The 13,913-nt window shown below is 58.8% G+C and carries 11 protein-coding genes; 3 read left to right on the forward strand and 8 right to left on the reverse strand.

Going from position 1 to position 13,913, the window contains the following annotated elements; translation table 11 throughout:
* Nucleotides 1-53: 53 nt before the first annotated feature.
* The 3 genes from RL_RS10065 to RL_RS10075 all read right to left on the reverse strand — a co-directional run bounded on the left by RL_RS10065 (nucleotide 54) and on the right by RL_RS10075 (nucleotide 3,244).
* Nucleotides 54-1,118 (reverse strand): pentapeptide repeat-containing protein, encoded by a 1,065-nt coding sequence (locus tag RL_RS10065; RefSeq protein ID WP_041936274.1) that lies wholly within the window; start codon nucleotides 1,116-1,118, stop codon nucleotides 54-56.
* Nucleotides 1,108-1,818 (reverse strand): hypothetical protein, encoded by a 711-nt coding sequence (locus tag RL_RS10070; RefSeq protein ID WP_129557784.1) that lies wholly within the window; start codon nucleotides 1,816-1,818, stop codon nucleotides 1,108-1,110. The genes RL_RS10065 and RL_RS10070 overlap by 11 nt, the downstream gene beginning before the upstream one ends.
* A gap of 664 nt (nucleotides 1,819-2,482) precedes the next feature.
* Nucleotides 2,483-3,244, reverse strand: a complete 762-nt coding sequence (locus tag RL_RS10075) for a metallophosphoesterase (protein WP_122330859.1) — start codon at nucleotides 3,242-3,244, stop codon at nucleotides 2,483-2,485.
* Between the two features lie 191 nt (nucleotides 3,245-3,435).
* On the opposite strand from RL_RS10075, the gene RL_RS10080 reads away from it, so the two are divergent.
* Nucleotides 3,436-3,831: a hypothetical protein gene (locus RL_RS10080; RefSeq protein ID WP_011651560.1), complete on the forward strand. Its 396-nt coding sequence runs from the start codon at nucleotides 3,436-3,438 to the stop codon at nucleotides 3,829-3,831.
* Nucleotides 3,832-3,880: 49 nt separating this feature from the next.
* Here the strand turns inward: RL_RS10080 and RL_RS10085 are convergent, their stop codons facing one another.
* Nucleotides 3,881-5,239, reverse strand: a complete 1,359-nt coding sequence (locus RL_RS10085) for a hypothetical protein (RefSeq protein ID WP_041936276.1) — start codon at nucleotides 5,237-5,239, stop codon at nucleotides 3,881-3,883.
* 421 nt (nucleotides 5,240-5,660) lie between these two features.
* Between RL_RS10085 and RL_RS39665 the strand changes: the two genes are divergently transcribed.
* Both RL_RS39665 and RL_RS39670 read left to right on the forward strand, forming a co-directional pair.
* Nucleotides 5,661-5,852: a hypothetical protein gene (locus RL_RS39665; RefSeq protein ID WP_129557785.1), complete on the forward strand. Its 192-nt coding sequence runs from the start codon at nucleotides 5,661-5,663 to the stop codon at nucleotides 5,850-5,852.
* A gap of 9 nt (nucleotides 5,853-5,861) precedes the next feature.
* Nucleotides 5,862-6,380 (forward strand): hypothetical protein, encoded by a 519-nt coding sequence (locus RL_RS39670; RefSeq protein WP_011651562.1) that lies wholly within the window; start codon nucleotides 5,862-5,864, stop codon nucleotides 6,378-6,380.
* Nucleotides 6,381-6,558: 178 nt separating this feature from the next.
* Here RL_RS39670 and RL_RS10095 read toward each other — a convergent pair whose 3' ends face one another.
* The 4 genes from RL_RS10095 to RL_RS10110 all read right to left on the reverse strand — a co-directional run bounded on the left by RL_RS10095 (nucleotide 6,559) and on the right by RL_RS10110 (nucleotide 13,859).
* Complete coding sequence (locus RL_RS10095) at nucleotides 6,559-7,170, reverse strand: hypothetical protein (RefSeq protein WP_011651563.1); 612 nt, start codon at nucleotides 7,168-7,170, stop codon at nucleotides 6,559-6,561.
* A 66-nt stretch (nucleotides 7,171-7,236) separates the two neighbouring features.
* Nucleotides 7,237-8,484: a nucleotidyltransferase domain-containing protein gene (locus RL_RS10100; RefSeq protein WP_011651564.1), complete on the reverse strand. Its 1,248-nt coding sequence runs from the start codon at nucleotides 8,482-8,484 to the stop codon at nucleotides 7,237-7,239.
* A 10-nt stretch (nucleotides 8,485-8,494) separates the two neighbouring features.
* Nucleotides 8,495-9,688, reverse strand: coding sequence for an HNH endonuclease (locus tag RL_RS10105; protein WP_011651565.1), 1,194 nt, complete (start codon nucleotides 9,686-9,688; stop codon nucleotides 8,495-8,497).
* A gap of 355 nt (nucleotides 9,689-10,043) precedes the next feature.
* Nucleotides 10,044-13,859 carry a vitamin B12-dependent ribonucleotide reductase gene (locus tag RL_RS10110; RefSeq protein WP_011651566.1) on the reverse strand — a complete coding sequence of 1,272 codons (3,816 nt, stop codon included), beginning with the start codon at nucleotides 13,857-13,859 and terminating at the stop codon, nucleotides 10,044-10,046.
* Nucleotides 13,860-13,913 lie beyond the last annotated feature (54 nt).

Raw genomic sequence — 13,913 nt, forward strand, 5'->3', positions numbered from 1 at the left:
TATTAGTCCCATCGGTTGGTATTAACTGTGAGCGCCTGATTACGGCCCTGTCACTATGGTACCGAGACGGAAATTCCCGTCAGAGCGAGCCCTTCATAGAATTCCATGAGACGGATGGCGACGACCGCCTCCTTGCTCGGGTAGCCCAAGATTTCACAGAACGGTTTTGGTGCGCCAGAACGATCAAGCGACTCCGATCTGACGCGACGGGTCACGGCACGCGTGACACTCTTGAACTCGTCGTCCGACAGTCTCGTATCAAAATCGAAAGTGTCGTTTGTGATAGGGTTCCGGACCATCATCGCATGCACCGGACTTAGCCTCGCAGCCAAGGCGGCGATGAAAGACTTCCTCATGACCGCACTACTCCTTCGCTTGATCACCGCCGCCATCCGGGGAATATCCTGTGTTCGAATGTTCCGTGCGATAGCCGCCGCCGCGATCGTCTCGAACGCCTCCCCTCCGTCAAGAAGTTGCATCAGAAACCGCAAACAATCGGAAGGCGCCGCTTCGTAAAGTTCATCTACGATATGAAGAGCCGAACTCAACACCTCGATCGGGCTGTGGCTCCCCTTCTTTAGCTCATCGCGCACGAACTGGAGAAATTGTCCGGCGGTCATCATTTTCGACATTGCCCTCATCGCCGTGCGCCGGATGAAGCTGTCCTTGCCCAGCGCGTAGAGAGCGGATGCAGTGGCAAGCTTGCTGGACGCCGGCAAATCTTGTCGCTTAAGTTCTCGCTCGAGGACTATGATCTGATCCGTCCAATAAGAACCCCTGAGGGCTTCATAGATTTCTATGTCCAAGCCTTTCTGGGCAAGGGGGGGAGTGAGGAAAGAGGCGCCGTCCAGCAAGGCGCTGTCCAAAATCGTGGTGCTATCGATGGTGCATTCGCCGGAAACCTCCCGTAGGTCGGCGCCCGTGAAGTCGAAGCCTCGAAGATCGGCATCGCCGAGGTCCATGCCGCGGAAGTTCCCATATCTGAAGTCTACCTTGGGGTCGAAGCCCCCGATTTTCACGAGGTTTGCAAAGCTGGAATCGGCTGTTGTGGCCATCGTCTCGATCGCCGCGAGGTCTGCCGCCGACAGGTCGTCCGTCAGGAACACGCTACTCTTCATCATAGCTCTCCGACGAGGACAGGAGAATGCTCTCTGCCCTCGACGACGGGGACGCGCGTGACAGGCTCTTCGCTATAAGCAGAGCGATCATCTTCTCACGATTCGTCTTCGGGAACTTCACAACCCGCGTATCCGTCACAAGGTTCACCTCGACGTCGCGTTTCCTGACATTGACCGAGACTGCAACGCCCCGACGGTTAGGCCTGCCTTGCGCAACCGTTGTCTCGCATAGGGTCTGCCCATGGAGAAACTTTCCGTGAAGCAATTCCTTCTCGGGATGAAGCTTCCAGCGATCTTCTCCGATAGCTTCGACGAATTGAAAGGATCGGGTCTCGACGCGGGAATCCGAGAGGGTGTAGCCAGCGGTTTGCTTACCGGACAACTGCCCCTTCGCGGATACCTCTACCCCGGCCTTGAGGGGCGAAAGACTTCCCTGGATCGTCGCCTCGACGGCGGCCGAATCTTCGATGGCCCGGCTCAATGTCTCCATGACCGTGTGATCGACGCCGATCTTCGCAGGGAAAGCCATCTCGCCGTATTTCGAACCTTGATCGATCTCCAGTCCTTCTGCCTCAACCGAAACGAACGCTGTTTTAAGGCCGACCTCCACAACCGCCCCCTCAAGCTCAATCTCGTCGCAATAGATGCCCAGGTGGACGTTTATCGCGTGCCTGCCGTCTCCCTCCAGCCGTTCGACCATAGTGTGCAGATCGACGATCTTGCGAAACGCGTTCTTATTCTCAGTTCGGAATGACAAGTTGAGCGGCTCCGAATCCATGAAGTGCGACAGTTGTATTCGCACTTTTAATGCTTTTGGAAAAGCAGCCGAATTTTAGGGGATGTGGGTTGTTAGAAGCATGGCGCGTCTTGGAACGAGACGCCGGCCTTCGCTCCGAACCGTGCCGCGCTCTACAAAGCAGGCGCGCGCTTGGTTCACATGTACGGCAGGATTCGTGTACAGCCTGCTTCCCTTCGACGTTGCCAACGCGAAGCTCGGGGCGGCGGGTCTCGGAGGCGAGCTGGAAATCGAGCCAAGCGTCGACCATACGCCAAGAGGACCTGCGATCATGAGGATGCCCACCAGCGCTTCGCTGAGCGGGTGAAGATACGTTTAGCGCATCCAGCGGCAGGCCAGTACGTCCCTAGGGACATGTCGGGCAAGTTTTCTAGATTCCGGAGCTTCAGGATCGCGAGCACGCACATGGACGAACCACTCCCTCTGCCGTTTCGTCGCTGGGGTGTCCGCCGTCCAGTTCGCTGCGATGGACATCAAGGCCGTCATCGCGAAGACGGCGACCATGCGGGCGGTGTCCCTGTCCCTCTGTTAGATTGGCGTTTCGTGGCACGTGAATCCTGCAAAAGCGTCAAGGTTCGTCCGGCCGTTGGGAAAGTTCGACCTTCACGACCTCGCGGGCCGAACCCGACTGAAAGAAGGTCCTCGCTCCGTCGTCGTCGACCATCATCATCGATAGGCATCCACCTGCACCCGCACCGGTATCGAGTGCGATCCTGCTTCGGCGAATCTCCGGCAGACCAGAGCTCGTCACCGTGTGACCGTGGACAACCATCGCGCCGAAGTCGAAATCGTTGTCCAGGAAACCCGAGCGGATGGTGCGCAAATCCTTCGTAGTCTGCTGCTCGAAAGGGACGCCCGGCCGAAGGCCGGCATGGACGAAGACGTTGGCGCCGTCGTTGATCAGAGAAGCGGCCCGTCGCATCGCGTCTATGTGGTTCTGCCTCCGATGGAGAAGTTCCAGTAAGGACTCGTGAGCCTCCTCAATGCGGCCGTATCGCCCGCCGACGTTCAGTCCGTAGGACGCCGCGGCAGCCAGGCCGCCGTTCCTCATCCAGTGGTCGAAGACGATCTCGCGCTTGTCTGGCCGGTCCAGGAAGAGGAGCATGAATTCCTCGTGGTTACCGAGGATCAGGCGGCTCTCCGGATTCTGGTTGAGTTCTCTCACCACCATCTCCATCGCCTTCATGCTATCCGGACCGCGGTCGATGATGTCACCTAGGAAGATGACCCGGTAGCCGCAGCCATTCGGATCGTTTTCTTCGATATGGGAAGGCAGCGCTTTCAATAGGTCGGCGCGGCCATGGACATCGCCTATGACATAGGTCTTCAAAGGGCATCCTCTCGGTCTTGAGGGCAAGCAATAGCGCCGAAAAGTTTCCGGCGCGCGAATGTCGTGCCTCAAATTGAAACTGACTTGCTGGCATATTCGGTGACTTTTAATGAAACCACGGCGCTTTTCGCAACGAGTGTCAATTAAAGGTTGGCGGCACCGACCAAGCGAATTTGAGGGATACCGAAGCGATGACAGACATGACCTCCAACCATGTGGAACCGATATCGCTGTCACTCTTGGACGTCGCCGAAGAGTCGTTCGGTGTTCTCGTTGCAAAAGCAATGGAGGAGTTCGATGTTTCTTTCGGTCCCGGCAATCTCTGGCGATACGTAGCCACCTACGCCGAAGCTGGCGCAAGGCGGGACGTCGTGCTGAGCGGTCCCGGAAGTGACGACGGTTGGACATTGACGATCAACAGATACCGTGGAGAAGGTACGCAGTTCATCTGTGACGATGCGGAATGGAATTTCGGCATGAGGATCGGTGAGGGGCAACGTCTTTCGTACGAGCGCGCCGTCAGACGTGCCGTCCAATGGTTGTCTACGGGCCTATTCGACGAACGCGATCTTGAAAAGGCTGCCTAGGAAGATAGGGCGATGGTGTCCGCGCCGGCGCTTCATGAATCTTTACCGCCTATTCATTGAGGCAGTTCACGACCAGTTCTGAGAATGTGTCCCAGAGTGCGCAAAGATGCTCGCCGGTGGGCGCAAGGTTCGACGAATGAACATACTTGTTGAGAGTGTCGACGGACACAATAGCGTCCATCGTACGCGCTTTTCTCACGACTTCGACGTAGCGCTTGTCCACCTTGCCACGGGTGTTGAGATCTTCCGCGCATGCCACTAGCTTCTTCACGAGGGCGTCGTTTTCGGCCGCCGTCGTCAGCTTCGTCTGCTTGATGTAATTGTCAACGGACAGCTCGAGCAGCACTCGGCACAGAACCGCGATGGCATTCGGGTGTTCGTTCAGGTCCAGCTTGAACTGAAGCTCCTCCCAGATGGACCTCTGCCGCTGGAGGCGTCCGGTCCACGCGATGCCGTAGTCGTGATGCAGTATCAGCTTGGTTCGTCTTGGAGGTTTGGATGAACGTGAGGCTCCCAAGGAGACCACGTTGCCCGGTGCGGAACTTGCCAAAGGAACAGTTGCAGGGCCTACCGTCTTCACCGCCTTCGCCGATTTTAGCGGTCCCGATGTCAAAAGGTCAGCCGCAGTCGGCAGGACGCCTTCCGTGTCGAGTTCGTTGAGGTACTCGGACTTCTTGTCGACATCCCACACATCGTCGAGCGTCTTTCGGCGGTGAGCAAGATCGTCGGCAATACGGGCGAGTGCCTTCAAGGAGGCTTCTTCCGTCCGGATAAACTCGAAACGTCCCTTCGCCGTGGAAATCCCGACGCGGTTTCTAAATGCTTCGCCCGATAGCAGCCGGTTCAAGTTGCTGCGAGGGATGCGCCCTTTTTTGGGGAGAAGGCCCGCGGCTTTCAGCCTGGTCTCGATCTCGTCGGCGACGTTGAGCTTCCCCCCTTTGCCGGTCCTGTTGACGAACGTGGCCTTCTGCCGGTCGTCCCAAGTGCTCTGGCCGACCCCACCCTGGCTTCCGGTGTGACGTCGGTAGAGGATTTCGTCGATCTCATCGCGGTCGGTTTCGACGCGGCACATGATCCGATCAGGGAAGGCGCCTGTCCACTCGACTCGAAGGTTGACGAAGAACTCGCGTAGTTCCGCATTTGGCGCTCGCTTTGAATCGGCGAGCAGCTTCAGGCAGGTGGTTCGACGATTGCCGTCGTATACGACGAAATGCGATCCCTCCTGGTAGACAAGGGGCGGCTCGTACAGTCCTTTAGAACGAACTATGTCTTCGGCCAACTTTCGCATCTGGCCGAGGTGGTGCGAAAACAGCCATCCGATGGCGGCGGTCTCGTTTTCCAATTCACCATGCCGATCGTTGGCTCGGTTAACCAGCATATCGTCAAGTTGTATAACTCGGTAACTCATAGCCCCTCATCCATAAGTCACGAAAGTTCAATATGATCGCGTCATGGATGCAATAGTCTCGTCACATATTAAAGCTCCAATCCTTAGTTGTGCACCGGAATCTACGAATACGTTGTCAAGGCCCGAAATCTCGTCGTCATCACGAAAGCATTACGGCGGAACCCTTTGAAAGCCAGATGCTGCTCCGGGGCGATCACAGGCAGAGTGTAGGGAGCCGGCGACAGGGAGCCTGTGCGGTCGGGTGAATTGAGTGGCGCCGTCATTGACGTCAAGAGAACGCATGCATACATGGGTAATTCATATCGACCTGTTTTTCGGTTGTCGGCTCGAACCTTAAGGCGCATCTACACGTTCGGTCCGTGTGGTGGCTGCGATCCTCGAAATGCATTGAAATGATCGCGCTAATCGGTTATGAATTGTCGTGAATTATGAGGTGGTTGAAATGGTAGCAGCTCTTCTTAAGATGCCTGTCGATGTTCAGGAAGAGAAAGAGACCCACACCGACCGTCTGCTTCGTATCGCAGCGAGTGCGAAAGACGCGAAGTTGGGTGGGGGAATTAACATTACGAAAATGACCCGTGAAGAACGTAGAAAAGTTCTTTTCGGACGTTAAAGTGTTCACATGAATGACGCACTGAAGCTTCCCCGCATCCAGAGGAAGCCACTAGAAGTTATTATCTCCCCCCTTTACGATTCTAAATCCTACTATCGTGGAAAGCCTCACCTGGAGGACCACGTGCTCGACATCGTTGATGCGATCGCTGAGGGCAGGCCGCTGCCAAAGTGGGCGTATCGAAGCGGCATCGACGACAACTACCCACCTGACACGGTTCTTTCTCGTTACGGCATCATGCATTTGCATCTTGGAAAGAAGAGTTCGAGTGAACTCCTGTTCCTGATGCAGTTCGATGACCACGTCGTCGTTCTCGCGATTGGCAATCATAACCGCTTCGCTGAAGACCCACCCGGAAGCCTCCTTTATAATTTTCATCGAGCAAAAGTAGAAGAGATAAACAGGGTTCGCGATGAGGAGAGGCTTGAAGCCCTTGCTGCGGCTGCGCTCGCCGAAGCAGCCAGGCTTGAAGCCAAGATGGAAAACATCCAAAAGGGCCTCCTCCCGCGTAGGCAGCGGCTCCCTTGAGCCACGTCCGACGTCGTGGCGTCCGCCGACGCCGGGCGAGCCGAAACCGTGACTATGCTGAAGAGCGTGAGCGAGATCCGCGTCCAGCCAGCAATAGTCTCTGAAGGTCGATTCCAAATGATCATCGTCGTAGATCTCTCCGGCCGGAAAAACGACGCCATTTGTTAACGATTGGGCGTCATATCAAGGGTGCTGGCGACCGGTTAACGAAGATGCGGTGGTAACGATAGCGCACAAGTTCCAGGGTGCTCGGGAACAATCCCCAGCTCGCCCGGCTGATCGACATAGCCGAAGTCGCCGAACCGGCTTCCTTGGTCACGCGACGCTCGAGGACGGCATCGAGACGTCGAGGTTCCAGAGACGCGCCGCCCGACGAGAAACTCGACCGACTTAACATCCCGGCATCGGGATCGGGATGTTTCCCGCCGCCTCTCCAGACTCCCGTGTCGAGCCAGTCCTCGTAGAAGACAAGCCAACGGATAACGGCAGGGATGACATGGTCTGCTAGGTAGACAGTCGGATTGAATGGTTCGTCGACCGGGTCCCACGCACACAGAGCGGGACTGTGCGGCGGCTGCCGATGCCTGTAGACATGCGGGGTCAGTTCGCCCGTACCTCGAACGTCGGGCGCGATTAGTGGATCAAGAACCTTTACCGTCGCATAGCGGTGGGACAACGTCACTTCGTCCCACTGAAGCTCCGGGAAGTACCTGATCCAGATCCGATAGGACTGAGCGATCGGGGTGAGGGTTCCTTCCCAGGTCGCAAACCACCCACCGTCGAACGTCAACCGAAATCCCGGATAGACGGAACGGAGACGGGTGTCCTGCTCTGCGATCGAATACCACGCCAGTTGTCAGTCTCCCCAGGGAGAGGTTCTTGGGGTGGGACGGGCATAGGTCGGGGTCGCTATGGACGTCACCGCGGCCACGGTACCCGTCGACGGGATATGTGCGGCAACGCCGCCGCGATCTGCAGACACCTGATTGTCCATAAACTTGCGGACTGAATCTGCTGCCGGCCGTTCGCCGAACAGCTTTTCCAGCGTCTTGCGCATTTCCGGCATGGACAGGCCGCTACGCAGCCGCTGGATGTCGACCGCGAAGGCGCGCAGCTCGTCGATGAGGATGCGTTGAGAATTCAGATCCTCTGGCCATCGGTCTGTCAGGACGTCGTAGGGGTCACATGCAGGATTGACTGCCTTGTAGGTCATTCCCCTGCGTTCGGCCGCTTCGAGTGCCGAGACCAGGGAGACGACCTGATGGAGCAACTCCTCAGACAGGCTCGACGTCCTGTTCGCGTTCACGGCGACGGAGTGGGCGAGAACGACGGACGGGGGCAGGCGCAGCGTGGCATGGCGTGCGTCGTACGCGAGGTTTCTCCAACGTTTCATGAGCTGGAGCGCGATCACAGCCCGAGACTTGCGGTAAGCCGGATCCTGGTCGGGGACCGGATCGGCGTCCGATTCCGCCTTCGTGAAGCGGAGCCGTTCGTACTCCAAGGACTGCCGTTCGAAGAACTGGCCGAACGCGGCTTCCGGCGGCGTCTGCCTCAGAAACCATTCGGCGAAGCCCCACGGGTTGGCGACGAGCCGTGCCTTGTCGAAGCCGGTCGCCGTCTTCTTGGAGTGGAAGATAAAGCTGGTCCTTTCTTCGAGCGACGGGATGAGAACCGCAGGCGTTAAGTCCAGATGTAGGCCGTCGTACTTCACCGTGACGCAACGGCTCTTCCGTTCCGTCTTGTCGTAGTAGCGCGAACCAGGCTCGCCACGGATAGCGGTATGAAGCGTCGAAAGAACATCCTCAGGGTCAGTATCGTGATGCATGGTCACTTGAACCATTGCGTCGATATCGAAGTCGGCGTCTTCCGCATGTCGGGCCGTCGTCGCGCCGATCGAGAACCCACCTTGAGCGTAAAAAGACGCGATGAGGCCCGCGAGCGGACTGCCGTCTCGTTCCAACCATTGATGGATCGCATGGTAGTGGCCGACGGCAAGACGATGGTCTGTCGGTGTAAGTTGAATGCGGACAGCGATGTCTGCGAGCAGGACGTCCAGCGGACTGAAGGCGGCGATCTCGCGAAGGACGGGATCCGTATAGTTCATCGGATGGCTCCTATGCTTGATGAACGATGTCGAGCGTCTGGCGGAAGCCGCCGAGCGCCCAGTTGTGGTCGTAAATGCGCATCGGCAGATGGGCCTTCGGCATCCAGACCCGGCCAAGTTCGACCGCCGCGGAGACGGGCACCGCCGGAAAGATGTGGACGATGTCTGTGCGACCATGGTTGTCCTTGATGGCTTCAAAGATGGCCCGGAGTTCCTTTCGCCACAGTGTGAGATCGCTCGGGGTGCGAAGGATGTCGTTGTGGGCGCCGTTCGCCGAGAGCGACCATATAGACACGTCGTCCCCGAGAACGGACGTGATGCGGTCGTCATCGATCGGTCCGCTGACGCCCAGTTTCAATGCGACTACCGGTCCCTTGGAAGCGGGCTCCTCTCGAACGAGCTCCATTTCTCCAGGTTCACTCTGCCACTCCCAAGTTGTCGGCTCGCGAACACGCTGCCGGACGTGAGCTTCCGAGATGTCCGATAAAAGGCGGCCAAGCTCGATCAGGAGCGGCATTGGGGCGAGGGCGAAGACTGCGAGGCGGTTGATCTCATTCCGCTCGAGCCTGCCCTTGACCCGCTCTTGGTATTTCTCGCGTAGGAGACGCTGATGCAGCGGCCAGTAGCCCGCATCGCTATCCGGGATTCCGAGGTCGGGGACATCAAGATCTATCATTCCGTTTCGGACGGGATAGAACTCCGGAAGCAACGCCTCCTTGACGGCATCCACGTTCACGGGAGACTCGTTCTTGCCAATGCCTGCTGCGAACCGGATGACGTGGCATCCGCGATCCCGAACGATAGACGTGACTGCCTCGATGCGATCCTCATGTTCGGCCTTCATCTCCAGCAGTAGTTGATCGGGATAATCCCTCCACGTTGCCTTGCCGTCGATTAGCCGGTGATGCGGATCGCAGAGCAGCATCAGGTTCGATGGATCTGTCGAGAGCTTTGGCGAAAGAATGTCATCGCCGCGCGGACCGCCGGGAGCATCTGAAACGATGTGCGCGATGTAGGCGGTGTTGAGATCGTCTCTCCCAGTAAGCAGGTCGCCCACCAACGCCTTATTGCATCCGCGGAACTCGCAGCGTCCGGCGGCTCGTGCCCAGACAATTGCTTTTACGTTTTGAGGCAGGGAGGGGCGGCGCCTGGCGTTCGCCTGTGGCGCAGGTCGGTCTTCAACGGCATCAGCTTCATCCGACATGGCTTACATGTCCTCGCTTCCAGCGGCCGAAGGTTGCAGGGATAATATCCTAAACCCAACAGTATCGGCGTGAGAATTTCATCCATCTGCCGTTTGTCTGTGGACCAAGAAAGTCTATCCTGCGTTCAGCTCAGTCGAAGTCAATCGTTACTTTCCCGGAGACGGTAGGGTTGCTTGATATGCTGGCATCGTGAAGTTCGACCTAGTTACTAAGATCTTTCCAGCGGTGCCTGTGCGGTAGTCCTTTTCATTCTATGGAGGCCGCAACGTTGTTGCGGCCTCATCATTACTGCGTCGTTTAAGTGGCCAGCCGTCATAATCGCTGGCTGCCTACACCTATAAGCGCCTAGCCCGCTCAGCTGCACCCGCTCGTCGCACCACACGTGTCGCACTTCTCGCAGGTCCCATTCCGCACCATCGTGAAGTTCTGGCACTCCGAGCACATGTTGCCGGTATAGCCCTGCATGATCGAGCGCTGGCGACGTTCGGCTTCACGCTTCTTGGCTTCGGATTTCGCCGTGGCCGCGTCGGCTGCCGCCTTGTCGGAGAACAGGGCCGTTGCGTCGCTGGAGAGTTCCTCGGTCACCTCTTCGGCGATCTCTTCCGCCAATTCCTTGGCGCGCTCCTCGTAATCGCGCTTGAAGGCGACGATTTCGGAGGTGGAGACGGCAATCGTCGGTTCCAGCTTGCGGGCAGCGGCGCCGGCAAAGGCGGTCACTGTGCCGGTGGAAGCGGCGCGGGCAGGGGCGGCGGTGGCCGCACCCTTGGGTTCGCCCGCCTGGCGTTCGCCGCCGGTGCCGGACACCAGTGTCGGCTTGTAGCCGCGGGTCCAGCCGGTGGAGAGCAGGTTGGTCTTGCCTTCCTGGATGCCCTTGCCGAGCGCGGTGTTCGAGAAGTCCGAGGTATCGACATGCGCCAGGTCATGGCGGCCGAGATAGGAGACGGCAAGCTCGCGGAAGACATAGTCGAGGATCGAGGTGGCGTTCTTGATCGCGTCATTGCCGATGACCATGCCGGCGGGCTCGAACTTGGTGAAGGTGAAGGCCTCGACATATTCCTCGAGCGGCACGCCATATTGCAGGCCGAGCGAGATGGCGATGGCGAAATTGTTCATCATCGCACGGAAGGCAGCGCCTTCCTTGTGCATGTCGATGAAGATCTCGCCGATGCGGCCGTCGCCGAATTCGCCGGTGCGCAGATAGACCTTGTGTCCGCCGACGGCGGCCTTCTGGGTATAGCCCTGGCGGCGGTTCGGCAGCTTCTCGCGTTCGCGGGAAACACGCTCGACCACCCGCTCGATGATCTTCTCGGTGATGGTGACCGCCTGGGCGGCGAGCGGCGCCTGCAGCAGGTCCTCCAGCGCATCCTCGTCGTCCTCGTCCTCGATCAGCGAGGAATTGAGCGGCTGCGACAGCTTCGAGCCGTCGCGATAGAGCGCGTTGGCCTTGAGGCCAAGCTTCCAGGAGAGCATGTAGGCGTTCTTGCAATCCTCGACGGTCGCCTCGTTCGGCATGTTGATCGTCTTGGAAATCGCACCCGAGATGAACGGCTGGGCCGCCGCCATCATGCGGATATGGCTTTCCACGGAGAGGTAGCGCTTGCCGATCTTGCCGCAGGGATTGGCGCAATCGAAGACCGGCAGGTGTTCATTCTTCAGGAAGGGTGCGCCTTCCAGCGTCATCGCACCGCAGACGTGGATGTTGGCAGCTTCGATGTCCTTCTTCGAGAAGCCGATATGGTCAAGCAGGCTGAAGCTCATGTCGGCGAGCTGTTCGTCGGAAACCTTCAGCGTCTCCTTCAGGAAGTCGGCGCCGAGCGTCCACTGGTTGAAGACGAATTTGATGTCGAAGGCGCTCTTCAGCGCGGCGTTGACGGCTTCGACCTTCTCGTCGGTGAAGCCCCTGGTCTTCAGCGTCGACGGATTGACAGCCGGCGCCTGGTTCAGGTTGCCGTGGCCGACGGCATAGGCCTCGATCTCGGCGATCTGGCTTTCCGAATAGCCGAGTGTGCGCAGCGCGTCGGGCACGGCGCGGTTGATGATCTTGAAGTAGCCGCCGCCGGCGAGCTTCTTGAACTTGACGAGGGCGAAGTCGGGCTCGATGCCCGTCGTGTCGCAATCCATGACCAAACCGATCGTGCCGGTGGGCGCGATGACCGAGACCTGGGCATTGCGGTAGCCATGCTGTTCACCAAGCTCGAGCGCCTTGTCCCAGGCCGATTTGGCGTGGGCGACGAGATCCTGGTCCGGGTTTTCCGAATGGATCAGCGCGACCGGGTTGATCGACAGCGCTTCATAGCCGGAGCTCTCGCCATGCGCCGCACGGCGATGGTTGCGAATGACCTTGAGCATGCTCTCGCGGTTCGGCGCGAAATTCGGAAACGGGCCGAGCTCGGCGGCCATTTCGGCCGAGGTCGCATAGCAGATGCCGGTCATGATCGCGGTCAGCGACCCTGCAATCGCGCGGGCCTCCGTGGAGTCATAGGGAATGCCCGACGACATAAGCAGGCCGCCGATATTGGCGTAGCCAAGGCCGAGCGTGCGGTATTCGTAGGAGAGTTCGGCGATGCGCTTCGACGGGAACTGCGCCATCATCACCGAGACTTCGAGCACGACGGTCCACAGGCGAACCGCATGTTCGTAATCGGCGATGTTGATGCGCTTGGTGGCCTTGTCCTTGAACTGCAGCAGGTTCAGCGAGGCAAGGTTGCAGGCCGTATCGTCGAGGAACATGTATTCCGAGCACGGGTTCGAGCCGCGGATCGGGCCGCCGGCCGGCGAAGTGTGCCAGTCGTTCATCGTCGTGTTGAAATGGATGCCCGGATCGGCCGAAGCCCAGGCAGCGTAGGAAATCGTTTCCCAGAGATCGCGGGCCTTGAGCGTCTTCATCACCCGGCCGTCCTTGCGGGCGGTCAGGTTCCATTCGCCATCATTTTCGACGGCGCGCAGGAAGTCGTCCTTGATCGAGACGGAATTGTTGGAGTTCTGGCCGGATACCGTGAGGTAGGCTTCCGAATCCCAATCCGTGTCGTAGGTCTTGAATTGGAGATCCTTGTAGCCCTGGCGGGCGAACTGGATGACGCGCTGGACGTAGTTCTCCGGAACCTGGTCCTTCTTGGCGGCGCGGATTTCGCGCTTCAGGGCAGGGTTCTTGTTGGGATCGTAGCAATCGCCGTTGTCGCCGCCTTCGCAGTTGAAGCAGGCCTTCATGATCGCCTTCAGATGCTTGGCGACGACCTTCGAGCCGGTCACGAGAGCCGCAACCTTCTGCTCTTCCTTGACCTTCCAGTTGATGTATTCCTCGATATCCGGATGGTCGATGTCGACGACCACCATCTTGGCGGCGCGGCGCGTCGTGCCGCCCGATTTGATGGCGCCTGCGGCGCGGTCGCCGATCTTCAGGAAGCTCATCAGGCCGGAGGAGCGGCCGCCGCCGGAAAGCTTTTCGCCTTCGCCGCGCAGCATCGAGAAGTTGGAGCCGGTGCCGGAGCCGTATTTGAACAGGCGCGCTTCACGCACCCAGAGGTCCATGATGCCGCCTTCGTTGACGAGATCGTCCTCGACAGACTGGATGAAGCAAGCATGCGGCTGCGGATGTTCGTAGGCCGACTTGGACTTGGTCAGCTTGCCGGTGAAGGGATCGACATAGAAATGGCCCTGGCCGGGACCATCGATGCCGTAGGCCCAATGCAGGCCGGTGTTGAACCACTGCGGCGAGTTCGGGGCGACGCGCTGGGTGGCGAGCATATAGGCAAGCTCGTCCTTGAAGGCCGATGCATCTTCCTCGGAGGAGAAATAGCCGCCCTTCCAACCCCAATAGGTCCAGGTGCCGGCAAGACGGTCGAAGACCTGGCGCGCATCGATTTCGGAGCCGGTCTGCTCGTCCTTGGACAGGGTCTTCAGCGCAGCATCGTCGGGAACGGAGCGCCACAGGAAGGAAGGAACATCGTTTTCCTCGACCTTCTTCAGCCGGGTGGGAACGCCGGCCTTGCGGAAATACTTCTGCGCCAGAACGTCGGTCGCGACCTGGGAGAACTGCGCGGGAACGTCGATGTTCTCGAGGCGGAACACGATCGAACCGTCAGGGTTCTTGATCTCGCTCGTCGCCTTGCGGAATTCGATATCCGCATAGGCGCCTTGGCCGGCCTTCGTGAAACGACGTTCGATGCGCATAGTCTTGACCTCGCGTTGGCGCCCGGTCCCCACGACCTCAGGCGCAAAATTCCT

Source organism: Rhizobium johnstonii 3841 (genome assembly GCF_000009265.1).
Lineage (GTDB): Bacteria > Pseudomonadota > Alphaproteobacteria > Rhizobiales > Rhizobiaceae > Rhizobium > Rhizobium acaciae.